This is a genomic window from Corynebacterium nuruki S6-4 (genome assembly GCF_007970465.1).
Classification (GTDB): Bacteria; Actinomycetota; Actinomycetes; order Mycobacteriales; family Mycobacteriaceae; genus Corynebacterium; species Corynebacterium nuruki.
Map to the genome: position 1 here is coordinate 2,689,721 of NZ_CP042429.1, position 23,071 is coordinate 2,712,791.

The following is a 23,071-nucleotide window of genomic DNA, read 5'->3' on the forward strand; positions in this document are numbered from 1 at the left end:
CCCCCTCATAAGGAGGACAGCCAGAATGGCTAACCATCTCACTTCGGCCTTCGGCGGCGATACGATCACCGTCGATGAGGCCATCAAGGACCCCACCTTCATCCCGGAGCGAGTCCTCGAGAACCTCGACGGAGCCTTCCTCGAGGCAGCCCTGTTCCGCAACGGCGGCAGCAACGACGGTGTCGTCGCCTACCGCGAGGCTGCGAGCCCGTACCTCAACGACGACGCGGAGAACGTCGCCGAGTTCGCCGAGATCCCGGTCTCCGACCTGAACCGCGGCAAGCTCAACAAGATCGTCGGCGCGAAGGAAGCCCTCGCGATCCGCGTCTCCTGGGAGATGCGCCGCTTCAACAAGATCGACATGCTCACCAAGCAGACCACCGCTCTGCAGAACACCATGGTCAAGAACGGTGTCGAGGCGTCCCTCAAGGCGTTCGACGCCGCCGACGTGCAGCAGCTCGCCGTCGCCTCCGACTGGGAGTCCGCCGACGCTGACCCGATGCGGGACATCCGCCAGGCGAAGCGCCTCATCTCCACGGCGAAGTCCCCGGACGATGAGCAGGCGCTGATGGGCTACAAGCCGGACATCATCGTCCTGAACGACGCGACCCTGGACCTCGCACTGTTCTCCGAGAACGTGCAGAAGTTCTACAACGGCAACGCCGCGATCGAGAACCCGATCTACCAGGGTATCCAGCCCGCCACCCTCGCTGGTCTCCGCGTGGTCACCAGCCCGTGGATCCCTGAGGGTGACGTGATGATCATGGAGTCCGGTGTCGCCGGCTTCGTGTCCGAGGCGCAGCCTCTCACCCTCACCCCGCTCTACAGCGAGGGTGGGGAGCAGACCTACGGTGGCCCGAACCAGTCCTGGCGTGTCGATGCCTTCCGGCACCGCGTCCTCGCCGTGGATAACCCGCTGGCGGTCGTGAAGCTCACCGGGATCGAGAAGTGAGCCTGACCGCCCGGATCGCCTGGCCCTCTCGGGAAGACGGGCGGACGGTCTGGTACCGTCCTGGTGACCAGATCCCTGAGGATCATCCGAAGCGGGACTGGCTGCTGCGGTCTGGCATCGCTGTGGACGCTGATCTGCAGCCCGCTCCGGAGCCGACGCCTGCCCCTGCCCCGGAGCCGAAGCACGCTGTGTCGGATGCTCCGGCGCCGGATTGTCCGTCGGTGAAGCGGCCCGCTAAGGCCGCAAGCATTGACTCGTGGCGGACGTATGCGGTCGCCCGGGGCGTCGACCCGAAGGGCATGTCGAAGAAGGATCTCATCGCCGCGCTGCGGTGAGCCAGGAGGGAGGCACGATGCTTGTCTCACTGACTGACGTGACCAGTCGCCTGCCGACGCCGATCCCGCCGGAGGAAGCGGCCCGGGTGGGACTACTCATCGGCGATGCCGAGGAGATCATTCGGGACGCGTTCGCCCGCGAGGGTCGTGACTTCGACGTGGAGTCAAAGATCCCGTGGGTGGAGCATGCTGCGGCCCGGGTGATCCGGGACATGGTGGCTGCTGCGGTGATCATCGGCCCGAACGTGGGTGATGCTTCGGCGTCGTCCACGACGGGTGCCGAGTCGGATTCCCGGACACTGCGGACGGATCTCCCGGTGATGGTGTCGTTCGGACGACTGATCCTGACGAACGCCCACCGGAAGGAACTGGGGCTCGGCGTGTCGGCGTTGCCGTCCGGCAGGTTCCCTGCTCCGTGGCGGTGGCCGGAGCGGAGGCTTCGATGAACGGAGCTTTCGAGCCGGTGACGATTCAGGATCGGCCGACCACGGACGATGACGGGAACCTCGTCGGCGGTGGTGATCCGGTGACGGTGACGTGCCGGGTGCAGCCACTGGTCCTCGATGAGGACGTGGCCCGGGACAAGGACGGGACGTTCACCGAACTGCGCGTGTTCGCCCCTGCCGGTACTCGGGTCACCGCCAGGTCTGAGGTGTGGATCCGGGGCGTGCTGTTCCGCGTGTCGGAGCCACCGCATAACTGGTCGATGTATCGGCGCCCGGTACTGGCCCGGCATCGCCCGTCTGTCGTCTTCATCGCGAAGCGAGGTGAGGGCTGATGGCGAAGCGCAATGGTGCGACGGTCCGCATCACCCCGGAGGGAGCTCGTGTGATCTTCGGGATGCTGGATCAGACCGTCTACGCTGCGGGCCGGAATATTGCGGGCCGGGTGCCTGCCGAGATCGCGTCTGCGAATTCGGAGAACCTGGTGGACCGCAATGGCCGGCCGGTGGCCATGGTTGCCCTGACGGAGCCGAATGGGCTGGCGATTCAGGCGAAGCACGGCACTCTCACTCGGTCTGCTGCCGAGGAGGGTGCCGATGTGCACCGCTATCCGAGGGGTAGGTGATGCCTGGTGCTTGTGCAGCAGGATGCCCCGCTGATGATCCGCCAGGCTCTCCGCGGTCAAATCGCTGGCCCGGTCCGGGCTGAACTGCCGGACGGGTGGTCTCCGAGGGATGGCCCTGCGGTGGGCCTGACCCCCGTGTGGTGGACACCCTGACCCCGGCGATGCGCCGGGAAAGAAAGGTAGTGTTCCACCATGCCCCTGAAGACCTACTCGGAGCAGTTCAAACGTGACGCCGTCGCCCTCTACGAGTCCACCGAAGGCGCGTCACTGAAATCCGTGGCCGCCGAACTCGGGATCAACCGCAACACCCTCAAAGCCTGGGTCGCCCGCTTCTCCGCCAACCCGCGGGCCGGCAGCACCGACGATTCCCCGGCAGCCGTGATCACCGATGCTGAACGGATCCGACAGCTCGAACGCGACAACGCCAGACTCCGGGAGGAACGCGACATCCTGCGGCGGGCCGCGAAGTATTTCGCGGAAGAGACGAACTGGTGAGCCGCTTCAAGTTCGTTGACGACACCCGCACCGACTACCCGGTCAAGCGGCTCTGCGAGGTCCTGAACCTCAACAGGTCCTCCTACTACAAGTGGAAAGCCTCAACCCCCGCACGCAACCAACGCACCTGTGACGATGCGCTGCTGGCAGCCAGGATCACCGTCATCTTCAACGATCACGACGGGTGCTACGGAGCCAAGCGCATCGCCGCTGAACTCAACGATGTCGCCGACCCCGGTGACCTTGGGGACCTCGGTGACCTCGGCGATGACGTACCCGTCGACGCACAACAGCCGGTGAACCATAAGCGTGTCGCCCGGCTGATGAAGACCAACGGCCTGGCCGGGTACGTCCGGCGCCGACGGGTGACCACCACCGTCGCCGATACGTCCCGACGGGTCTTCGCCGACCTCGTCAACCGCAGGTTCACCGCCGAGGACCCCAACAAGGTCTACGTGGGTGACATTACCTACCTGCCGATATCCGACGGGTCGAACATGTACCTGGCCACGGTCATCGACTGCTTCTCCCGCCGGCTGGTCGGCTTCGCGATCGCCGACCACATGCGCACCAGTCTGGTCGTCGATGCACTGAACTCGGCGGCCGGTCAACGCGGGAGTCTCGCCGGGGCGATCTTCCACTCCGACCACGGCAGCGTGTACACCTCCGGGACGTTCCAGAAAGCCTGCCGGGAGCTCGGAGTCCGGCAGTCGATGGGGGCGGTCGGTACGAGCGCGGACAATGCTCTGGCGGAGTCGTTCAACGCCGCACTGAAACGTGAGGTCCTCAAAGACGACAGGACCTTCGCCAACCAGTTGGTGTGCCGTCGGGACGTGTTCCGGTGGTGCGTGCGTTACAACACAACTCGTCGGCATTCCTGGTGCAGGTACCTCTCGCCACAGGTCTACGAGGCCCGGAGTTCGGGTAGACTCCGACTCGTATCCTGAATCACATCCCCGTGTCCACCATCCGGGGTTCGGGCCCGGTGACGGTCGTGGGGGATGGGACGCCCCACACGGAGCGGGCGTGGACCCGGGAGAACGTCAGGTGCTGCGTGTACGCCGCAGACGAGCCTGGCGCCCGGCAGCTCGCCACCCTGATCGATGCGTACCTACTGGACCCCGCGACGGTGCGGGGTCTTTCCATTTTCCCCGGTGCTGGGCTGGTCACTGCTCGTGACGTGAAGCTCGGCTGCTGGGTCGCGGCCGTCACAGTGCGGGCGGCCACCAACAGGAAGGAAGTGAACCCCGATGGCTGACGAGAAGGTCGACGTCGAGAAGAACGTCAACATCTGGAAGAACGCTGAGGTCTACGTCTCGGACAACGAGGACGCGCAGATCGAGGCTGACGGCACGTTCGGTGATGAGTGGCTGCAGGTCGGCATGCTCGCCGGCGGTTCGTCCATCGGACAGGAGCGCGACGCTGACCGTAACGAGGTCGAGGGATGGGGCGCTCAGCTGATCACCACTGAGCAGAAGTTCAAGAAGGACACCCGAACCTTCACCGCGCTCGAGGATACGGCGACCACGTTCGGTCTCCTGTACCCCAACTCGAAGTACAACGAGGGCGGTGTGACCATCGTCCTCGCCCCGGAGGACGCGAAGAAGGTCATCGCGTTCAAGACCACCAACCAGCACGGCAAGGCGCTGATCGAGGTGTCCCGCGTCCCGGCGAACATCTACCCCTCCTCGATGGACAAGAACGATGACGGCGCGTCGTCCACCGAGTTCACTGCGGAGGTCCGCAAGGACGCTGATGGTGCCCTGTACGAGCGTGCGACGTTCGATGAGGATGCCACGAACGTGAACCCGGAGATCACCCGATTCAAGCAGGGTGGCGGTTCTGAGGGGGAATAGGCGGCCCCCTGCCGCTGGTCCTGGGCTAGCGGTAGTCGGGGCCTGCCCCCCCCAATCATGATTCAAGCCTGAGGAGGCAGCTATGGCTTTCGAGCCGCAGGAATGGAAGGCCGGGGACAAGTACCCGGCAGACCGGCTCACCGAGCTGGAGAAGATCGTCGTGGCGAAGGCTGCGAAGGGCGACAAGGGCGACAAGGGCGACAAGGGCGACGCCGGTGCCCCCGGTAAGGATGGCGCCAAGGGTGAGAAGGGTGACCCCGGCGAGAAGGGTGCTCAGGGCGCCCCGGGGACCCCTGGTAAGGACGGTGCGAAGGGCGATCCTGGCAAGGACGCTACGCCGCAGTTCACCGCCGATGAGGTCACCAAGATCAAGGGCCTCATCGCCGACCCGCCCGCCGAGGGTTAATCGGCGGGGCCGTGGGGGTTCTTCATCCCCTGTTCGCACCTCCGCGGCCCCTCACACGACCTAGATCGTGAAGCGAACCAGGGAACCAAGCTTCAAGCCGAACAAGGGAGAAACATCATGGCTAAGAACCAGCTCGGAACCAGCGAGGAAACGAAGAAGCGCATGGACGCCGCCAAGGCAGCCGAAGGCCTCAAGAAGGAAGCCACCGGCGAGGTCATCGAACCCATCGACCTCACCGTCGAGGTGCAGGGCGAGGACATGACCTTCAGCGTCCCCGGCAGCATCGAGGACGCCCCCGCCGACGTGATCTTCTACATGGAGGACGAGAAGCCGATGAAGGCGTTCCGCACCCTCCTCGGCGAGGACGAGTTCCGCCGCATGCGCGCAGTCGGCGCCACCGTCCGTGACTTCACCCGCTTCATCGAGGCGTGGACTGAGGAGACCGGCCTGGGGAAATGACGTGGCTGCCCTCACTGCAGGGGGCGGCTCGTCTGGTGGGGCTGCACCCGCGGGAGATTGAGCGGGACCTGCAGCGCCACTACGGCATTGACTACCGGGACCGGTGGCGCCCGAACGGTGGCCCCTCCCGTCTCACCTACCGGAGGCTCCTGGTCCTACTCGACGGCCTGCCGGTCGGGGCCGAGTTCCGCACTGCGGCGACGGGGTCGAATGGCGTCCCCAATGTGGAGATGCGCCTGGTCGAGTTGTGGGAGTCACTGTCCGGTAAGGAGCACCCACGCCGGAACCCAGAGAAGCAGCGTCGACTGGCTGAAGAAGCCGCAGCGACGCAGCGGGAGCTGGACCGCCAGCGTGAGGCGGCTCGGAAGAGGAATCGGGCGGCATTGGCCGCCCGTCGACACAAGGAGGTCTGATTCATGGCCGAAGCGGTCGGGTATGCAATCTTGCCGGTGACGCTGTCCATCAAGGGTGCACAGCAGCAGCTCACGAAGGAGCTTGTCGGCCCGGCACAGTCAGCCGCGAAGAAGGCTTCCGACAGTGTCCGTAAGCAGCTCTCGTCCGGCGCTGACCAGGCGGCGAAGGCTGTGGAGGCTGCACGCCGGCGGGAGGAGACCGCCACCCGCAAGGTCGTGGATGCAGAGAAGGCGCTGAAGAGTGCCCGTGACACTGCGGAGCAGAAGGCCAAGTCGGTGGAGTCGGCGGAGCTGAAGCTGCAGGCCGCCCGGTCGACCGAGAAGTCGAAGGTCGCTGACGCAGAGAAGAAGCTTGCGGACCTCCGCACCTCCGGCAAGGCGACCACCGAGCAGCTGCAGTCCGCCGAGCGGAACCTCGAGGCGGTGCGCGCCACCCAGGGGGCGAAGGTCATTGATGCGGAGAACCGGGTGCAGGCTGCCCGGTCCGCGTCTACCTCATCTGCGGACAAGGCGGCTGCTGCTGAGGACAAGTTGGCGACGGCGAAGTCTCGGGCGGCGACGGCTTCCCAGTCGGTCATCGACGCGACCAGGAAACTGGATGAGGCGCAGTCGACGGCGGCTCGATCGGCTGACTCTGCGCAGGGTGCTTTCAGCCGCCTGAAGGCAAAGCTGTCGGAGATGAAGGAGTCGATGTTCGGCGCGAAGTCGGGGGCTGAGTCCGCCGGCGCTGCCGCGTCAGACATGGGCTCGAAGTTCCGTGGCGCGCACGGGTCGTCGGAGTCTCTGGGGAGCTCGCTGGGCGGCTTCGCGAAGAAGGCTGGCCTGGCGGCTGCAGCATTCGCTGGACTGTCGGGCATCGGGTCAACGATTCAGGCCGGGTTCGACAAGGTCAACAAGATCGAGGACACGACCGCCTCCCTGGGGATCATGATGGGTTCCGCCGAGCGGGCCACCACTGTGATGGACCAGCTGAAGAAGTCGAACGAGAACACTCCCTACACCTTCGACGCCTGGTCCGAGGCAGGGAAGAACCTCGTCGCGTTCGGCATCGACGCGGACAAGACCGCCGGCATCGTCACCGCCCTCGGTGAAGCAGCGTCCGCCTCCGGTAAGGGGGAGGAGGCCCTGAACTCGATGGGCCGCGCCTTCGGCACCGCCGCGGCGACCGGCAAGATCAGCATGGAGACCATCAACTCCCTGGCCGAGGGCGGTGTCAACGGTCTGGCGATCCTCGCCAACAATGCCGGGGTCACCACCGCGGAGATGGAGAAGATGATCTCCTCGGGTACCGTCCCCGCAGCGGAGTCCATCGACGTCCTGACCAAGGGAATCATGGAGGGCTCCGACGGCGCTGCCGGGGCGACGACGGCCCTGACCGGCACGATGGAGGCCATGTCGGAGACGACATCTGGCCGTCTGAAGAACATGAAGGCCGCGTTCAACAACCTCGCGGGCAGCATCATGGGGTCGATTGCACCTGCTATCGGGAATGTCGCGAAGGTCATCACCGATGGTGTGTACGTGATCAAGGGCTGGGTTGATGCCCTGATCAGTGGCGGTGGTGCGCTGGACGGCGTCCGGAGTGCCCTGGGAGCACTGGCGCCGATTTTCAAGCCGTTGGCTGCAGCAATCGGCGCGGCGACTGGTGCTCTGGCGATGATGAAGCTCGGCCAGCTGGCGTATGCCGGAGCGACGAAGGTCGCGGTCCTCGCGACGAAACTCTTCAAGGGTGCCCTGGACATGCTGCTCCGGCACCCCATCGTCGCCGCCATCGCCGCGGTTGTCGGGGCACTAACGTGGTTCTTCACGTCGACGGAGACTGGTCGGAAGGTTTGGGGCCAGCTCATGGACGCGTTCCAGAGCGCGTGGAAGTGGCTGAAGGACACGTTCGCCCCCGTCTTCTCGGCGATCGGCGATGCTGCCCGCACCATGTGGGACGGTGTCGTTGATGCTGTCCAGCCGATCCTCGGCGTGTTCGACACGGTCAAGGATGCGTGGGAAGAGATCACCATCGCCTTCACCGGAGGCGACTGGGGCTATGGTGCCCTGTCCGACCTGATCGGCGCAGACAAGGCGGAGTGGATTGTCAACGCGATCGCAACGGTCGGCGACAAGATCAGCTCCCTGTGGGACATCCTGAAGCAGATCCCCGATCTCGCCAGCGGGATCTGGGACATCTTCTTCAAGGGCGACTACACCGGCCTCCCGTTCGGCCTTTCGGAGGACTCGGGCATCGTCGATTTCCTGCTCACCCTCCGTGACACGGCGATGACGGTCGGCGGCTGGGTGAAGGATGCCCTCGGCGGTGCCCTGTCGTCCGTGTGGGATGCCCTGAAGGACATCGGCCCCGCGGTTATGGACGTCGGCAAGGCACTCGGCGGCGCTTTCCTCGATGCTGCGATGGGCGTGTGGGAAGCGGTGAAGGGCCTGTGGGAGGGGCTGAAGTCCCTGTGGGATGCCCTTTCGCCCCTGCTGCTCCCGGTGCTGAAGGTCGTTGGCGCTGTCCTGGGCGGTGTCGTGCTCGGCTCGATTCTGGCTGTGGTCGGCGCGCTGAAGGTCTTCTCGGTCATCGTGAAGGTCGTCGCGAAGGTCATTGCGTGGCTGGCGGAGAACATCCTCGCCCCGCTGATCAGCGTCCTGGGGAAGGTCGCGCAGGTTGTTGGCGTGGTCCTCGGGAAGGCATTCGAGATCCTCGGCGGCGTCGTGAAGTGGATCGCCGGCCTGATCGGTGATGTCCTCGGCGGCGTGTGGGACGGGATCACCGCCGCGTGGGATGTTGCGGTCGGGTTCCTCACCGACCTCTTCTCCGGCCTGTGGGAAGGCATGCAGGCTGCGTGGGAGTCGATCGGTAAGCCGATCGTGGACTTCATCGGTGACGCCTTCTCCGTCCTCTGGGAAGGGATTCAGCTCGGCGGGCGGCTCCTCATGGCCACGTTCGAGGTGATCTGGCTGACGATCCAGCACGTGTGGGATGCAGTCGGCCAGCCGATCGTGGACTTCATTTCGTCCGCGTTCTCGTGGCTGTGGGACGAAGTGCTGTCACCTGTCTTCGGGTGGATCGGCGATAAGTGGTCCGACATGATCACCGGGTTCCAGATCGTCTGGGACTCGTATGGTCAGCCTGCCATGGATGCTATCTCTGGTGCGTTCTCGTGGCTGTGGGACAACATCATCAGCCCGATCGTGGACTGGATCAAGGACAAGTGGGACGACATGGTCCGCGGGTTCAAGATCCTCTGGGATCAGTACGGCCAGCCCGCTGTGGACGCCATTGTCGGCGTGTTCAACTGGTTCAAGGACCGAATTGGCGACGCGTTTGACACGATCAAGGATTTCGCCTCGGGCCTGTGGCAGTCGATCTCTGACTGGTTCGGGAAGATCGGCGACAAGGTCGGGTCCATCAAGGACACGATCCTTGACAAGGTCAAGGGCGCGAAGGACTGGCTGGTTGATACCGGCAAGAACGTGATTCAGGGCCTGCTCAACGGCATCGGGGATCTGGGTAAGAAGATCACTGACTGGTTCCTCGACAAGATCCCGGGGTGGATGAAGGAGCCGTTCAAGAAGGCTCTGGGGATTCACTCTCCGTCGAGGGTGTTCAAGGGCTTCGGCGTGAACGTTGGTCAGGGTCTGATCGACGGTATCGACTCGATGGGGTCGAAGGTTGAGAAGGCGTCCCAGTCGATGGCTGATCGGGTGGCGGATGCGGACATGCCCACGCTGCAGGCTGACGTGCAGGTGCCGGATGCAGTGGCGCCTGCCGTGCATTCTGCTGCTCAGCCTGCCGAGGTGGATACGCTGTCCCCGGTGCTGCAGCAGCAGGATCAGCAGCTCGGCGTGTTCGGAGACCTGGCGACCACGACGATGCAGGATGTTGTGGGCCCGGTGTGGGATCAGATGGGCCAGGGCATCACGGATGTGAAGACTGGTCTGGTGGATCCCGCGTTCGCTGGGATTCAGACCGGGCTGCAGACCATCGGCACGGTGGTCACGTCGGTGACTGGTGACACGGTCAATCCGGTGTGGCAGGCGATGGGCGCGAACATCCAGAACGTGAAGGCCACGGTTGTGGACCCGGCGTTCTTGGGTGTGCAGACCGGCCTGCAGGCTGTTGGTCAGAAGTTCGTGGACTCGGTCAATGGGGTGATTGATCCTCAGTGGTCGGGGATGGCGAACCATATTCTGGCGGTGAAGGACGGGAGCATTCTGCCGGCGTTCGGCGGGGTGCAGTCTGGTCTGGACACGCTGGGCGGTTGGTTCTCCCGGACGGTCGACAACATCGGTACGGCGTGGGATCGGATGCGTGGTGCGACGGGTCGGCCGGCGAAGTTCGTCGTGCAGACTGTGTTCAACGACGGCATCCGGTCCGCGTGGGACAGCATCGCCGAGATGATCGGCGAGAAGAAGATGGGCGCTGTCCCGCTCGGTGGTCTCGGCGCCTACAAGACTGGTGGTGTGACCCCGGGGTACACTCCGGGCCGTGATGTGCACCGCTACACCTCTCCGACTGGCGGCCGTCTCGAGCTGTCCGGCGGAGAGGCGATCATGCGTCCGGAGTGGACTCGAGCTGTCGGCGGTGAGGCTGCTGTCAACCGGATGAACCGGGACGCGAGGACCGGGAAGCTGAAGCGCAAGGTCCGCGATGAGGCGCGAGCGAACAGCTACCAGCATTTCGCTACTGGTGGTGTGGTCGATGCGATGACCCGGATCGTGCACAAGAAGTACCCGGGCATGCAGCTCACGTCTGGTGGGCGCGCTTCCAACGACCTGCATGGCATGGGTCTGGCCGGTGACTTTTCGGATGGTTCCCGTACCCCTGGCGAGCTTTCGCTTGCGAGGGATATTGCGAAGACCTACCCGAACAGCATGGAGCTGATCCACGACAACCCGGCCTTCTCCGACAACATCAAGAATGGTCAGAAGGTCGGGAAGTTCGGTGGCTTCTACAACGAGGCTCAGGCCGGCCCTCACTATCACCATGTCCACTGGGCGATGAACACGCCTCCGACGATGGACTTCGGCGGCGGAGTTTTCGCTGGCGGGTCTGCTGGTGGAGCAATGATGATCTCCATCGCGGATTCCGTGAAGTCGATGTGGGATGAAGAGATCAAGAAGATCCCGAAGTGGGGCGGCGGGCCTGGTGCTTTCGGTGATGTTCCGCCGAAGTGGCAGAAGCAGGCTGAGGAGAAGGTCTGGAAGTTCGCCAAGAAGAAGGCGGACGAGATGGAAGTCTCCATCCCCGGTGGGTCTGGTGTGGAGCGGTGGAAGCCGATGGTTCGGAAGGCTTTCGCTTTCCAGAACGAGCCGCTGATCCCGGATCACTTCAACCGTCTGATGCAGCAGATGGCGAACGAGTCGAACGGCGACCCGGGCGTCACGCAGCACGGTTATGTCGATGCGAACACCGGCGGGAATGAGGCTGTGGGCCTGTTCCAGTTCGCGAAGAGCACGTGGCCGTCCTACTGGGACCCGCGTACTCCGAACGATCGGAAGAACCCGTGGTCGAACATCAACGCTGGTGTCCGGTACGCCCGCGACCGTCACCACTGGGGGCCGATTGTCGGCTCCCCGGGCGGTTGGAAGACCGGCGGTGTCCTACCGATGAACCTGTTCGATACCGGCGGCGTCCTCAAGGATGGCGGCGTTGCCGTCAACCAGTCCGGTAAGCCGGAGCCGGTGCTGAACAATCAGCAGTGGACCGACGTGTCGGGTCTGGTCGACGGGATCTCGAAGCTCGTCCCGGAGGTGAAGAAGTTCGCCCCCGAGATCCAGAAGTGGGTGGACGATAACCCCGACCTGCAGACCGCGGTCGAGGTCACGAACCGCACCATGGCGGACTTCGGGGAGAAGCACCCCGACGTGGCAGCCGAGGCGACCAGCAGCATGACCGAGGACGCGCTCGACTTCTTCGGCATGAAGGGCGCCTGGTTCACCGACGCATCCGCTCTCGGCATCGAGTGGGAGGTTCCCGCCGAGGTTGAGGAGCAGGTGCAGGATGCGACGGCTACCGCGGCGGACGCTTCGGAGGATGCGGCTGATGCTGCGTCATCTGCGGCGGATGCTGCACAGTCCGCGTCGGTAGCTGCTGGCGCTGCCGCTGAAGTGACCGGCGAGGCTGCGGAGGCTCCGGCGACACCGGATGATTCCGTGCCGGCGCCGACTGCCACTGCGGCGAAGGAGCCGCAGATGGAGAAGAAGACCCTGGACAATTCCACCGTCGTGAACTTCGTGGTGGAGAACGTTCAGGCTGCCGATCCGCAGGCTGCGGCCCGCGATGTCATGAGGGAGGCGCGTCGTGTTCTCGCTGCATATGCCTGACCGGGTGGAGATTGAGACCGGGAGTACTGGCCTGAATCATCATGCGGTGGTCGTGTGGATCGCCCCGGATGGTCGGATGCTGCACCTTTCCGGTGGCCCGGATGAGGGACGTGAGGGTGTGTGGCTTCGCGAGGGTCTGGACGGTGTCGGTTTCGTGGACGCTGCTGCGGATTTCGCGAAGGCGGCGCACCAGGTCGGCGAGACCGTCACGCAGATCACCTTGGATCACGGTGAGTTGGATGTGCCCCTGTATGTTCTCGGTTCGGCTGAGGGTGACATGCAGGCGGTGCGGGAGCAGGTGAAGACCATGTTCCGCCGGGATCGTGCTGGGTGGTTGTCGATGTGGACGCCGGTGACGGGGTGGCGGTGGATTCGGTGTCGCCTGTTGACGATGAAGCCGGCGCTGGACTCGTCACCGTATGAGGTGAAGGGGGTGTCTCTGGATCTGGTTCTCATCGCTGAGGATCCTCGGTCGGAGGAGAAGCCTGCTTCGTCACAGTGGCGTAATGCTGGTGGGTCGTCGCATGGGTCTCTGACACTGTGGTCGGGGCCTGAGTGGGTGTCGTGGCCGACTTTTGTGGTGTCTGGGCCGGGGTCGGTGGAGTTGTCGATGGAGGGCTCCACGATCCGGCTGCCGTCGCTTGAGGTTGGGGAGCGGTGCTTGCTGCAGTCGGATCCGGCGCGGGGCGTTCTCCGCTCGGTGGCGGCTGACGGGTCCTCGCGGAACAGGTGGCCTGATGTTGTCGGCTACCTAGCTAACCCGATCCCTGCGGACTCCGTGTCGCACATCGGGATCCGGGTGGTGTCCGGCGGTTCGCCGGAGACCGCGGTGCTGGGTCAGTCACGGATCCACCGAGAGGGGTTGATGTGATGTCTTCGATGCAGGATGCGATGTTCGACCTGCTGTCGGAGGATCAGTCGCAGCGGGATGAGGAGCTCGCCCCCACCCCGTTCGTGAGGTTCTGGGTGGGGCAGGGGACGTTGTCCTTGTGGGCGCCGGGGTCTGGTCGGCGGGACCTGAAGTGGTCGGAGAAGGATCTCGAGCACGGCACCTCATCGGTGACCTTGCCGGGCACGCAGACGTGGGATGAGTTCTTCGAGCAGGTGCCGACGTACGCTGCTCGGATCATGTCGTGTGACATGCCCGGCGGGTACCGCACCGCGTACCTGATCACCACCGTGGACCGGGTGCCGGAGGGCGAAGGCCACGCGTGGGATGTGACACTCGTGTCCCTGTCCCGCATGCTCGATTTCCCCCTGTGGCCTGACCCTCTGCTGCCGCCCGAGCTTCAGATCAGTGGGGTGTACCGGGGCATCGGCCCGGGCGCCACAGCGTGGAAGACTGCCGCGGCACTGAACCTCGTGCGCCTGCAGTCGGAACTGTGGTCCATCCCGGTGACGAACCCGTTCGACCCGGGAACCTGGAACCTGCTGGCGAAAGCGATGGACCCGATCATCATCAACCCCCGGCGGACCGGCGTGCTGGACACGTCGGATTGGGTGACGACGGAGTGGTGCATGGATTCGGCGTGGGATGCTGCGGTGGAGATCTGCAAGGCCGGCGACCTGTCGATGCGGTGTGACTTGTGGTTGCCGGGTGATGATCAGCCGTTCCCGGAGGTCATGACGCTGACGGAGCCGAAGTTGGTGGTGGACATGGTCCCGTCGCCTCGGCAGGTGAGGTTCACTGGCACGCTGGTGGATGGTGCGATCCGGCAGGTGATTCACCTGGTGGATGACATGTGGGATTGGATCACGTATCCGATCCTGCAGCCGGGCGAGTCGGCGTTGGACACGCTGGCGGGGGATCCGCGGACCGCGGGGATCCCGATCTACAGGGCGGGGCAGTGGTCTCCGATTGATAAGGCGACGAAGACGATCACCTACCCCACGAGCTCACGCTCGACGGTGGGCGGTAAGTCACCGGACTGGGTGAACACGATCGCCTCCGACCTGATCGGTAGCGCCGTGTCCGCTATCGGAGCAACCATCGGCATCCCCGGGCTGAAGCTCGGGTTCCTCGAGAAGATGGCGCAGAACCGCGTCCTCAGCTACCACAGCATCGAGGATCGGGCGCTGGCCGCTGAGGCCGGTCGGTGGCGCCTCCGCGAGAGTTTCGCCGGATCCCAGACCACCGCCCTGACCCTGCAAGCCGCCGAGACCGCGAAGTCAGACCGGTGGGCGAACCGGGGTCGGATCAGTCGCCAGATCGAGGTGACGAACGGTGCCCCGTACTGGCTCGGTCGGCACCTGCGTGTCGGCTGGCCGGTCGCGGTGGAGCACGAGGACGGCACCGCCGAGGTGGAAACCCTCGGCGGGGTGGAGTTCACGGAAGGCGGTCAGCCGGTACTGACCCTCGGGACGCCGGAACCGTCGGAGCCTGGGGCGTTTGCTCTGGGGAAGATCAGGGAGGTTGCTGGATGGGTGAACAGGCTAGCGGTGCAGTAGAGGACCGTTCGGCGGAACTGCGGCCGAGGGTTGAGGCCCTGGGCCGGTTCCTGACCGCCGCGCCCCTGGCGAACGGTACGACGGGGCGCCTCGACCCGGGGGTTGCGGAGCTCCTGGCGGAGGCTGTGCTCCGGTGGCAGTCCGGTGAAGTGTGGGACGCCGGCCGGTGGACACCCCGCGGTGAGGTGATGCCGACTCCGGAGGCTGGGGAGGTGCGGGTGGAGACCTTGGCTGACGGTGCGGTGGTGAAGATGACGCATGAGCCTACGGGGCTGACGGCCCTGGGTGAGGACGTGTCGGAGACGTGGAATGACCTGCGACGAAAGGTGAAGGATCATGGCGAGGACTAGGGCTGGGCTGGATGAGGATTTCATCGGTAGCTTGGAGACCAGGCTGGACATTTACGGGATTCGACAGGACCCTAGCCAGCCGCCGTTGGAGCAGACGTATCTGACGGTGACGGCGGGGCAGGATGGGTCTGCGGGCCGGTCTCGGCTTGCCCTGCCGGCGTTCAAGGGGGAGAAGGGTGATCCGGGCCCGGGGTTCATTTTTCAGGGTGACCGGACGGCGGCGGAGCTCGCGGCGCTGCGTGAGGCCCTGTCTGCGGATCAGAAGAACTGGGCGTACCGGTGCAGCGATGACAACGACTTGTGGGTGTGGTCCGGCACTCGGTTCATCATCAGCAAGGACGCTTTCGGCGCTGAGGGTCCGCAAGGCCCGCCGCCGATCCTCACCGGAGGCACGGTCACTGTCGACGGGGAGACGCTGGACGCGCCTCTCGGAACGAGGGTGGTCGGCTCGGAGGAAGAGGGCATCTATTCGGTGGGGCTGGACCTGCCGAAGCTGCCGAAGGGCGACAAGGGCGACACCGGGGAGCCCGGGTCGATCTTCACGAGCCCGGATATCACTGGTGGCCCGGAGGATGGGGAGATCCTCGTCTTCGATGAGCCGTCGGGGAAGATGCAGTGGAAGAGTGGTTTCCTCGGACCGCAGATGCTCAATGTCCCGAGCAGCGCGTTCAAGACGTTCAACGCCGGCCTGAATGCGACGAAGCACATCATCACGGCGATCAGCATCCCTGAGATGCCGTACCGCTACCGGCTGGATTTCGCTGGCGGTGTGGAGGTCAGTTCCCTGCCGGGGCAGACGGTGGATGTGCAGTTGCGGCTGAACGACCCGGATAACGGCGCCCTGGTGGGTGCGGCGTTCGGGGACATGGAATCCGGCGGTTGGGCTCACCAGCGGTTCGATGCGTTCTCGGATGCTGCGTTCACCCCGGATCAGCCGGGTGGTGAGACGGCTGGTGTGATTGAGCCTAATACGGAGGCGACGGTGCATGTGGTGGCTGTCCGGTCGGCTGGTATCAGCGCGGCTTGGTCGGTAGCTGGTAATGGGCGGTCGTCGCTGCGGGTCAAGTTGGAGCGTGTCTGATGGCGAGGAACGACATGCCCCACTGGCCGGAGAGGTCGTGGGATACGCCGTCGGCCCAGTTTGATGATGGTCGGATGTTGTCGATCGGGTCGGATGTGGGTGACGCGACCGCGTCGAAGAAGGACCTGGAAGACCTGCTGCCGATGTCGGGCTACTGCCAGATCGACGGTGCGGGTAACCCCTGGACTGGCGCCCGCGGGTTCGCGAACCAGTTCCTGCCTCTCACGAAGAAGTTGGGAGAGTCCCGTGGCTGCGAGATCAGCTCGGAGGACGGGATCATCCTCAATGCTGTCGGGCAGTGGCGGGTCGAGTTCAACTGCACGGTGGAGATGGCGTCGGGAACGAACGCACTTGAGTTGCGTCTTGAGGTGTTCGACCCGGACGGAAATCTTCATTCTCGTGCTGCGGCTGGCAAGAAGGTTTTTACGACGCTCGGAATCGGCGTTGATTCGTCGTCGCTGTATGTCTTTGACAATGTCGTCGTGGATCGTCCGGGGTACCGGGTGCGGGTGTACAGCCTGAACAACGGCCAGGCGCAGTACTACATGGCTGACGGGTGGAACAAGTTGGGTGCGCAGTACGTCTACAACGGGACGCCGCGTTTTACGGAGGAAGGCTGATTCATGGCTATCACGCATCACAAGGTCACGGGGATGTTGACGTTGTTCATTGCTGACCAGATCGCTGATGAGGATCACCAGTTGGATGAGGTGAACCTTTCGGGAACGGCCACCTGGACACCGGTGTTCCCGAAGGGGGTGTCGCAGGCGAAAGCGTCGGAGCCGCCGCGCCTGGTGTCGCTGAAGCCGATCAAGTCACTGGTGGCGGATGGGCAGATTGTGTCCCTGTCGGGCACGGTCAGTGAGATCGGGGATGTGCCGGGCGGGCCAGGGCAGGAACTCCCGGTCATGATCGATGACACGCCCGTCTGGTGGCAGGTGAGCTTCGATGTGTCGTATGCGGGCACGGCGGTGAAGATCCCGTCGATGCTTGTGGATGCGACTGAGGGGGATGTGGACATCACCACCCTGGTGTCTGCCGGCGGATTCCCTGAGGTGCCGATGGATGATATCGAGTCGGTGATCGCCACTGTCCGGTCCATGTCCCGTGCGGCGGAGGATGCTATCCGTCGTGCGGAGGAGGCCGCGTCTGCGGTGGGCCAGGTCAGTGATGAGGCGAAGGTCGCGGTGAAGGCTGCGGGTGAGTCTGCCGCTGCCGCTTCGGAGTCCGCGAAGGTGGCGAAGTCTGGTGCTGATCGGGTGGGGTCGGCTGAGGCTGTGATTGAGGCGAAGGAGGCGGCGTCGGAGTCTGCCCGGAAGGCTGATGAGCGTGCGGGGGATGCGGAGCAGGCGGCGAAGGATGCGGAGCAGTCCGCGTCTCGCGCCTCCGCCTCTGCTGGTGATGCTGCCGCTTCTGCGGGTGATGCGGGTGCTCGTGCCGGTGAGGCTGACACCTCTGCAAATGCTGCTGCTGCCGCCTCACAGAAGGCTGCCACTGATTCTGCGTCGGCTGCTGCTGATCGTGTGCAGGTGGGTAAGGATGCGGAGGCGGCGCAGACGTCGGCGGAGTATTCGTCGCAGCATCGGAACCGGGCGGAGAAGGCGGCTGCGGATGCGAAGACCAGCGAGTCTGCTGCTGCGTCGTCTGCGTCGTCTGCAGCGTCGGATGCTGCTCGTGCTGAGGCTGCGGCGGATGGTGTGGATGCCGCTGTAGGAGATGCTGCATCGTCTGCGGCTGCGGCGGCTGCCGATGGTGTGCGCAGTGAGGTGTCCGGGCTGGCGGCTGCTGCCGCCGAATCCGCAACGTCGGCAGCATCGGATGCTGAACGGGCTGAGGCCGCGGCATCATCGGCGGCTGACGATGTGCGTGGCGAAGTATCCGACATTGCTGCTGCTGTGTCTGCTGACGCTGCGTCTGCGCAGGGCGCTGCGTCGACGGCGACTGCAGAGGCTGATCGTGCTGCGGCGCAGATCCGGATGTTTCAGGTGGTGGATGTGCTGCCTGATCCGATGGTGGACGGTGTGATCTACGCGGTGAGGAGGGAGTCCTGATGAGGGAGCCTGTGTGGGCCGATTGGGTTGAAGCTGTTGACCGAGAGATCACGGTTCCGGACCGTGCGGTGCGGGCGCAGGCCGTCGCTGTAGGTGGTGGCGGTGGCGGTCGCGGAGGCTGGTACAACAACGGCGGCCGGGGGGCGGGTGGTGGAGCCGGAGAATGGGCGTCCGGAGAATGGGCAGTCACCCCGGGCAGCAGATTCTCATATGTCATGGGAGCCGCGGGTGCCGGCGGTGACGGTGGAAGCATCGTGAACAGTCAGCCGGGCGGCACTTCCGGAGGGGCGACCACCATCGGGCCCGTCACCGCAGCCGGTGGGGAGGCTGGCCCCGGTGGACGGGACTACCGGCCGGGTCAGTCCCCGGGAAGTTTCACGGCATTCGGTGTCACGTTCGCCGGCGGCGGTGAGACCGCAGGCGATGGACAATTCTCCGGCAGTAGACCCGGCGGCGGTGGGGCACCTGGCAAGGCCGGTGGATTCCTCGGCGGCGGAACTAGAGGAGGGGACGGCGCCGGCGGCGCCGCCTGGTACCGGTTCCTCGTCACTCCACCCGTCCCTGCCGGATGGGGTGCCGAAGGATCAATCAACACCAGTGATGATGTCATCGAATCCCTGCACTTTGAGGGGGCGGAGATAGAAGAACTGTGGCTCGACGGTGTGCTGGTGTGGGATCGTGGATCGAATATTGAAACGGTCACCATTGTGAACAATGGTGAAATTCTGGAGGCCCAGAGCCAGTTCCGTGCTGCGCTCACTGCTCGGGGGCTGGACTACAAGACGGTGACCACTGTCCCATTCCGGTTGGACATATCGCAGGTCAAGAGCCTGAACGCCATGTTCTTCGGGTGTTCGGCGTTGACGACGGTGCCGGAGATGGACACCTCGCACGTAACGGACATGGCCGGCATTTTCAACGGATGTGCAGCGTTGACGCAGGTGCCGGAGATGGAAACCTCGCAGGTGACGGGCATGGGCTCCATGTTCTCCGGGTGTTCGGCGTTGACGCAGGTTCCGGATATGGATACCGGCCAGGTGACGAACATGGGCTCCATGTTCTCCGGGTGTTCGGCGTTGACGACGGTGCCGGAGATGGATACCGGCCAGGTGACGAACATGGGCTCCATGTTCTCCGGGTGTTCGGCGTTGACGACGGTGCCGGAGATGGATACCGGCCAGGTGACGAACATGGGCTCCATGTTCTCCGGGTGTTCGGCATTGACGACGGTGCCGGAGATGGAAACCTCGCAGGTGACGGGCATGGGCTCCATGTTCTCCGGGTGTTCGGCGTTGACGCAGGTTCCGGATATGGATACCAGCCAGGTCACGAACATGCGAAACATGCTCAGAAATTGCTCATCACTCACTGACGGGCACATCCGCCTCATCGGGAAAAACAAATCCCTAGACACCCTCACCATGATCACCGGATCCGGCCTCACCCGACTCCCGTTCTATGACAAGAACGGGAACTGGACCGGCTAGCCCCGGCCCCGACCGACCGGCCGGGGCTTTCGCATATCTAGAAGGAGGTCCCCATGGACTGGGACAACATCGAGCCGGACCGTTATCGGCTCATGAACAAGAACTTCACGCCGGGTAGAGCCGGCCATCAGATCCGGTACATCGTGATCCACCACAATGCCGGGTGCCTGTCCATCGACCAGATCTGGCAGGTGTGGCAGACCCGAGAGGCCAGCGCCCACTACCAGGTCGACGTGGAGGGAACCATCGGCCAGCTGGTCAATGACACCGACACCGCGTGGCATGCCGCGGACCTCCTGCGGAACCAGGAGAGTATCGGCATCGAGCACGCCAACAGTGCGGGCCCGGATGCGGACTGGCCGATCAGTGAGGCAACCCGCGAGTCCGGGGCGCACCTCGTCGCCGCCCTGTGCCGCTACTACGGCCTCGGACGCCCCGCCTGGGGCGTGAACGTCCGCCCGCACTCCGAGACCGGGCAGACCAGTTGCCCCTACCGTCTCGGCCCGAACGGGGAGTACGGCAATGCGTACATCACCCGCGCCCAGTACTGGTACGACCAGATGGGCTCCGCCACCCCCACACCCGCACCACCGAAGGAGACCCCCGTGACTGACGACCAGACCGCCCTGCTGAGGCAGATCCGAGACAACACCGCCGACTGCCGTGCGATGCTCATGGCCCTGTCCGCCCAGGATATGGGCGACCCCGGGGTGACCGGCCCGTATGGCGGCTGGTCGCAGACCGGCTACCGGACCCGCACCGACCTGCTCGGCGCTATCGGGGAGGCCGTCGGCGTCCCCGGGGCCCGCGACACGAAGAAGGAGAAGTGACCATGAGCATCAAGAAGAAGCCTGCCGCGTGGCAGGTCCGGAAGATCGCGTACGGTCTCGCCGCCGTGGTCATCGGCGTCCTCGGATGGGTGGGTGTCCTGTCCGACATCCAGGCCGACCAGGTCGCAGACAAGGTGGATCAGTGGCTGCCGATCCTGCTGGGTGTCATCGCACCCGCCCTTGCAGCCACGAAGACCAACCCCGGCAGCGACTCAACCGCCACGGACGAAGACCTGGCAGTCGGGGCCCGTGGTGCCCTGCACGAGCAGGTCGGCCGGGTCGGCACCGCGATCCTTGGTCAGCTCGACAACCTCCCGTCCGCTGTCCTCGCGGCGATCCGTGCGGAGGAGAAGGGCGAACACGACACCACCGCCAGTGCCGCCGCGACCGCTGAGGCCAGCACCGACTACGTGTACGGGCGGTGACACTGTGCCCATCGATCATCTCCCCAGGCGACTCCGCGGACCAGCCGAGAAGATCCGCGACAGCCTCCTAACCGACGCGACCGCACTGGTCATCCTCGGCGCAGGCATGATCGCCCGCGGCATCTCCTACAGTGACCGCGTCGGGCCTGGCCCCTCCGGCCACCCCGCAGAATCATGGATGACGATGGGCACCTGGTCGATCGTGTGGGTCGCCGTCGGCGTCCTCTGCATCACCATCGCCCCCTGGCACCGCACCCTCACCGCCGCCATCTCCGTCGGCGCCGGCGTGGGCCTCCACCTCCTGTGGGGCCTGAGCTTCCTCTGGCAGTCCATCGAGGAACACAGCCGGACATGGGTGTCATCAATCGGCTACTTCATGATCGTCGCCCTTGTGTCCTGGGCTGTGTGGCGCGGATCCCGCATCGAGATCAGAGTGCGGGAGGCGCCGCATGATTGATGGCTCAGTAGTGCTGACATTCATGGGTGGCCTGGCCGGGTCCTTGGCACTGGTGCTGGTCGCACGGGTGAAGCTCACCGGAGACAGGGACGCCGCTCGCGGACCCGACTGGCAGGCGTATGCGGACGGTCAGCGCAAGGACCTCGAGTCGTTGAAGGCGGAGATGAAGGAGGTCCGTGGTGAGGTGAAGACCCTGCGCTCGGAGCTGGGGACGGTGAAGTCGAAGTTCGTGGCTGCGGTGCAGCATATTCACGCGTGGCGTCGTGTTGTGCCGGATGCGTCGAAGTGGCCGCGTACGCCGCCGGAGCTGGAAGATGATCTGCCGGAGCATCCTGGCCTGTAGTATCCATGGTGCGGGTTGAGCGCCGCAGGGTCCCTTCGCCGGGTCGCCCCAGTCGTGTGTCGCTCCCCACCGGACCCCCATCGGTGTCATGGCGATGGGGGCTTGCCCTAATTCTGCGCCAGTCTTCGCAAGGCCGCAGCATGTTGGCTCGATTGAGTGCATCACCATGCAGGACCGGCGGCTGACCGACATGGTTCATAGGAACGGTGTTGTCATTGAGCACATCGCGCACCGGGAGGATTCGGCTGCCGAACATTTTGGTCCGGATCATCCGGTGTGGCTGCCCGCCGTGCCGGGCCTGATCCGCCCAGCTGTGGACGACGCACGACGGCCACGACCGTAGACCCTGAGCCGCGATCATTTATGGGGTGCAGGAATCTTGTACTGAGCGGTGCCTTATTCGGATGAGGATGACTGCCCTGTGCTAGAAGGCGTAGGATTGGGCGTACTGGGTAGTTACGGGTCCTCCGTAACCGCTCCTATCGGCTCCGTGAGTGGAGCCAGTTCAGAGGTGCAGCATGGCTGCAGAGATTCGCAAACCACAGTGGCTCAACGAGCTTTCCCTTCGCTTTGGTCGCAAGCACGGAGCAATGACCAATCTGTCCGAGCGATACGATCAGAATTTCCAGCTTGTATGGTGGCCTCGGTCACATCTGATTGAGCAGGAGCTTCCGGCTCTGCTTGAGCGGATTGCTATCGATGTCGATGTCGTGTCGTCAGTACGTGTCCCGGTCGGCGATTGGGAAATCCCTGAAGGCGAGCTCATGGTCATGGGCGAGCCAGTCCCGGTGGCCGAGCATGATGACGTCAAGTCTCACGAAATTGAAGTTATCTTCGCTGATGGTAGGAAGCTGATCTTTGATGTGTACTACCCGGTGACGAATCGTCCTCGCTGGGCAAAGCTGTTCGGTGTGAGGGCAGAGGAACGATGGATCGACGACGGCGGGAGCAACGCGTCTGGGTAGAGGCGGTCATGGCAAAGATCTTCTTGCCGTGTAGCGCTACCTGCGGTCTCCCACCGTCCACGGTTAGGGGGTGGGGGCTTTCTACTGGAGTTCTCGGCTATCACCTGCCCCCAGTCAGTAGGGGGGGCGGGAAACCCTGCTGGGGACGGGGATGGGGTGGTTGTCTGCAATCGGGTCATGAAGCAACCCCTGGGCCCACATTGTCTTCGGACGGTGGGGGCTTCGCTGTTCTGCTTCGAGGTTGTGGAGGAGTCCGTACGGTGAGTTGCGGGGACCGCAGCTCTGTAAGGGGAGCTGCTGCTTCCTGTTGGGGCCCTCGTCGAATGGAGAGC

Annotated in this window: 23 protein-coding genes; all 23 read left to right on the plus strand. The window is 64.5% G+C overall.

The annotated features are described in order from the left end of the window. Window positions 1-25: 25 nt before the first annotated feature. The gene (locus FSW06_RS12140) at window positions 26-952 is read left to right on the plus strand and encodes a phage major capsid protein (RefSeq protein ID WP_010120150.1); all 927 of its coding nucleotides are present in this window, start codon (window positions 26-28) and stop codon (window positions 950-952) included. A gap of 352 nt (window positions 953-1,304) precedes the next feature. Further along, window positions 1,305-1,733: a Gp19/Gp15/Gp42 family protein gene (locus FSW06_RS12145; RefSeq protein WP_010120149.1), complete on the plus strand. Its 429-nt coding sequence runs from the start codon at window positions 1,305-1,307 to the stop codon at window positions 1,731-1,733. A 17-nt stretch (window positions 1,734-1,750) separates the two neighbouring features. Then, window positions 1,751-2,065, plus strand: coding sequence for a hypothetical protein (locus FSW06_RS12150; protein WP_029449395.1), 315 nt, complete (start codon window positions 1,751-1,753; stop codon window positions 2,063-2,065). Beyond that, the gene (locus FSW06_RS12155; protein WP_010120146.1) at window positions 2,065-2,355 is read left to right on the plus strand and encodes a hypothetical protein; all 291 of its coding nucleotides are present in this window, start codon (window positions 2,065-2,067) and stop codon (window positions 2,353-2,355) included. The genes FSW06_RS12150 and FSW06_RS12155 overlap by 1 nt, the downstream gene beginning before the upstream one ends. A 192-nt stretch (window positions 2,356-2,547) precedes the next feature. After that, window positions 2,548-3,797, plus strand: a protein-coding gene (locus FSW06_RS12160) for an IS3 family transposase (protein WP_139024623.1) whose coding sequence is annotated in 2 segments (ribosomal slippage) — window positions 2,548-2,836 and window positions 2,836-3,797 — 1,251 coding nt in all. Because the reading frame shifts where the segments join, the coding sequence is not laid out codon by codon here. Between the two features lie 107 nt (window positions 3,798-3,904). After that, window positions 3,905-4,108 (plus strand): hypothetical protein, encoded by a 204-nt coding sequence (locus FSW06_RS12165; protein WP_139024447.1) that lies wholly within the window; start codon window positions 3,905-3,907, stop codon window positions 4,106-4,108. Next, on the plus strand, window positions 4,101-4,706 hold the full coding sequence (locus FSW06_RS12170) for a hypothetical protein (RefSeq protein ID WP_010120137.1): 606 nt from the start codon (window positions 4,101-4,103) through the stop codon (window positions 4,704-4,706). Before FSW06_RS12165 ends, FSW06_RS12170 begins: the two co-directional genes overlap by 8 nt. An 82-nt stretch (window positions 4,707-4,788) precedes the next feature. Then, window positions 4,789-5,112, plus strand: coding sequence for a hypothetical protein (locus tag FSW06_RS12175; RefSeq protein WP_010120134.1), 324 nt, complete (start codon window positions 4,789-4,791; stop codon window positions 5,110-5,112). 117 nt (window positions 5,113-5,229) lie between these two features. Beyond that, window positions 5,230-5,571, plus strand: a complete 342-nt coding sequence (locus tag FSW06_RS12180) for a hypothetical protein (protein ID WP_010120133.1) — start codon at window positions 5,230-5,232, stop codon at window positions 5,569-5,571. Further along, the gene (locus tag FSW06_RS12185; RefSeq protein WP_010120132.1) at window positions 5,568-5,984 is read left to right on the plus strand and encodes a hypothetical protein; all 417 of its coding nucleotides are present in this window, start codon (window positions 5,568-5,570) and stop codon (window positions 5,982-5,984) included. The genes FSW06_RS12180 and FSW06_RS12185 overlap by 4 nt, the downstream gene beginning before the upstream one ends. Window positions 5,985-5,987: 3 nt before the next feature. Further along, window positions 5,988-12,302 carry a tape measure protein gene (locus FSW06_RS12190; protein WP_010120131.1) on the plus strand — a complete coding sequence of 2,105 codons (6,315 nt, stop codon included), beginning with the start codon at window positions 5,988-5,990 and terminating at the stop codon, window positions 12,300-12,302. 4 nt (window positions 12,303-12,306) lie between these two features. Beyond that, window positions 12,307-13,173: a hypothetical protein gene (locus FSW06_RS12195; RefSeq protein WP_146881349.1), complete on the plus strand. Its 867-nt coding sequence runs from the start codon at window positions 12,307-12,309 to the stop codon at window positions 13,171-13,173. Continuing rightward, window positions 13,173-14,750 (plus strand): Gp37-like protein, encoded by a 1,578-nt coding sequence (locus FSW06_RS12200; protein ID WP_010120129.1) that lies wholly within the window; start codon window positions 13,173-13,175, stop codon window positions 14,748-14,750. The genes FSW06_RS12195 and FSW06_RS12200 overlap by 1 nt, the downstream gene beginning before the upstream one ends. Next, window positions 14,723-15,100, plus strand: coding sequence for a hypothetical protein (locus FSW06_RS12205; protein ID WP_010120128.1), 378 nt, complete (start codon window positions 14,723-14,725; stop codon window positions 15,098-15,100). Before FSW06_RS12200 ends, FSW06_RS12205 begins: the two co-directional genes overlap by 28 nt. Further along, the gene (locus FSW06_RS12210) at window positions 15,087-16,181 is read left to right on the plus strand and encodes a hypothetical protein (protein WP_010120127.1); all 1,095 of its coding nucleotides are present in this window, start codon (window positions 15,087-15,089) and stop codon (window positions 16,179-16,181) included. The genes FSW06_RS12205 and FSW06_RS12210 overlap by 14 nt, the downstream gene beginning before the upstream one ends. Further along, window positions 16,181-16,801 (plus strand): hypothetical protein, encoded by a 621-nt coding sequence (locus FSW06_RS12215; protein ID WP_010120126.1) that lies wholly within the window; start codon window positions 16,181-16,183, stop codon window positions 16,799-16,801. The genes FSW06_RS12210 and FSW06_RS12215 overlap by 1 nt, the downstream gene beginning before the upstream one ends. Window positions 16,802-16,804: 3 nt before the next feature. After that, window positions 16,805-18,232, plus strand: coding sequence for a hypothetical protein (locus FSW06_RS12220; RefSeq protein ID WP_010120125.1), 1,428 nt, complete (start codon window positions 16,805-16,807; stop codon window positions 18,230-18,232). Next, the gene (locus tag FSW06_RS14820; RefSeq protein ID WP_476728529.1) at window positions 18,232-19,719 is read left to right on the plus strand and encodes a BspA family leucine-rich repeat surface protein; all 1,488 of its coding nucleotides are present in this window, start codon (window positions 18,232-18,234) and stop codon (window positions 19,717-19,719) included. The genes FSW06_RS12220 and FSW06_RS14820 overlap by 1 nt, the downstream gene beginning before the upstream one ends. Before the next feature lie 53 nt (window positions 19,720-19,772). Beyond that, window positions 19,773-20,549, plus strand: coding sequence for a peptidoglycan recognition protein family protein (locus tag FSW06_RS12230; protein WP_010120121.1), 777 nt, complete (start codon window positions 19,773-19,775; stop codon window positions 20,547-20,549). A 2-nt stretch (window positions 20,550-20,551) separates the two neighbouring features. After that, window positions 20,552-20,974, plus strand: a complete 423-nt coding sequence (locus tag FSW06_RS12235) for a hypothetical protein (RefSeq protein WP_010120119.1) — start codon at window positions 20,552-20,554, stop codon at window positions 20,972-20,974. Window positions 20,975-20,978: 4 nt separating this feature from the next. Then, window positions 20,979-21,431, plus strand: a complete 453-nt coding sequence (locus tag FSW06_RS12240) for a hypothetical protein (protein ID WP_010120117.1) — start codon at window positions 20,979-20,981, stop codon at window positions 21,429-21,431. Then, on the plus strand, window positions 21,424-21,774 hold the full coding sequence (locus tag FSW06_RS12245) for a hypothetical protein (RefSeq protein WP_139024445.1): 351 nt from the start codon (window positions 21,424-21,426) through the stop codon (window positions 21,772-21,774). Before FSW06_RS12240 ends, FSW06_RS12245 begins: the two co-directional genes overlap by 8 nt. Before the next feature lie 518 nt (window positions 21,775-22,292). After that, entirely contained in the window at window positions 22,293-22,739 is a 447-nt protein-coding gene (locus FSW06_RS12250) for a DUF5994 family protein (protein WP_139024444.1), read from the plus strand. Window positions 22,740-23,071 lie beyond the last annotated feature (332 nt).

Bases quoted from the DNA above. Each gene is read 5' to 3' on its own strand.
- FSW06_RS12205 (WP_010120128.1), top strand. From the start codon at position 14,723: ATGGGTGAACAGGCTAGCGGTGCAGTAGAGGACCGTTCGGCGGAACTG.
- FSW06_RS12175 (WP_010120134.1), top strand. From the start codon at position 4,789: ATGGCTTTCGAGCCGCAGGAATGGAAGGCCGGGGACAAGTACCCGGCA.
- FSW06_RS12155 (WP_010120146.1), top strand. From the start codon at position 2,065: ATGGCGAAGCGCAATGGTGCGACGGTCCGCATCACCCCGGAGGGAGCT.
- FSW06_RS12145 (WP_010120149.1), top strand. From the start codon at position 1,305: ATGCTTGTCTCACTGACTGACGTGACCAGTCGCCTGCCGACGCCGATC.
- FSW06_RS12220 (WP_010120125.1), top strand. From the start codon at position 16,805: ATGGCTATCACGCATCACAAGGTCACGGGGATGTTGACGTTGTTCATT.
- FSW06_RS12190 (WP_010120131.1), top strand. From the start codon at position 5,988: ATGGCCGAAGCGGTCGGGTATGCAATCTTGCCGGTGACGCTGTCCATC.
- FSW06_RS12245 (WP_139024445.1), top strand. From the start codon at position 21,424: ATGATTGATGGCTCAGTAGTGCTGACATTCATGGGTGGCCTGGCCGGG.
- FSW06_RS12210 (WP_010120127.1), top strand. From the start codon at position 15,087: ATGGCGAGGACTAGGGCTGGGCTGGATGAGGATTTCATCGGTAGCTTG.
- FSW06_RS12170 (WP_010120137.1), top strand. From the start codon at position 4,101: ATGGCTGACGAGAAGGTCGACGTCGAGAAGAACGTCAACATCTGGAAG.
- FSW06_RS12230 (WP_010120121.1), top strand. From the start codon at position 19,773: ATGGACTGGGACAACATCGAGCCGGACCGTTATCGGCTCATGAACAAG.
- FSW06_RS12185 (WP_010120132.1), top strand. From the start codon at position 5,568: ATGACGTGGCTGCCCTCACTGCAGGGGGCGGCTCGTCTGGTGGGGCTG.
- FSW06_RS12200 (WP_010120129.1), top strand. From the start codon at position 13,173: ATGTCTTCGATGCAGGATGCGATGTTCGACCTGCTGTCGGAGGATCAG.
- FSW06_RS14820 (WP_476728529.1), top strand. From the start codon at position 18,232: ATGAGGGAGCCTGTGTGGGCCGATTGGGTTGAAGCTGTTGACCGAGAG.
- FSW06_RS12215 (WP_010120126.1), top strand. From the start codon at position 16,181: ATGGCGAGGAACGACATGCCCCACTGGCCGGAGAGGTCGTGGGATACG.
- FSW06_RS12140 (WP_010120150.1), top strand. From the start codon at position 26: ATGGCTAACCATCTCACTTCGGCCTTCGGCGGCGATACGATCACCGTC.
- FSW06_RS12180 (WP_010120133.1), top strand. From the start codon at position 5,230: ATGGCTAAGAACCAGCTCGGAACCAGCGAGGAAACGAAGAAGCGCATG.
- FSW06_RS12250 (WP_139024444.1), top strand. From the start codon at position 22,293: ATGGCTGCAGAGATTCGCAAACCACAGTGGCTCAACGAGCTTTCCCTT.
- FSW06_RS12235 (WP_010120119.1), top strand. From the start codon at position 20,552: ATGAGCATCAAGAAGAAGCCTGCCGCGTGGCAGGTCCGGAAGATCGCG.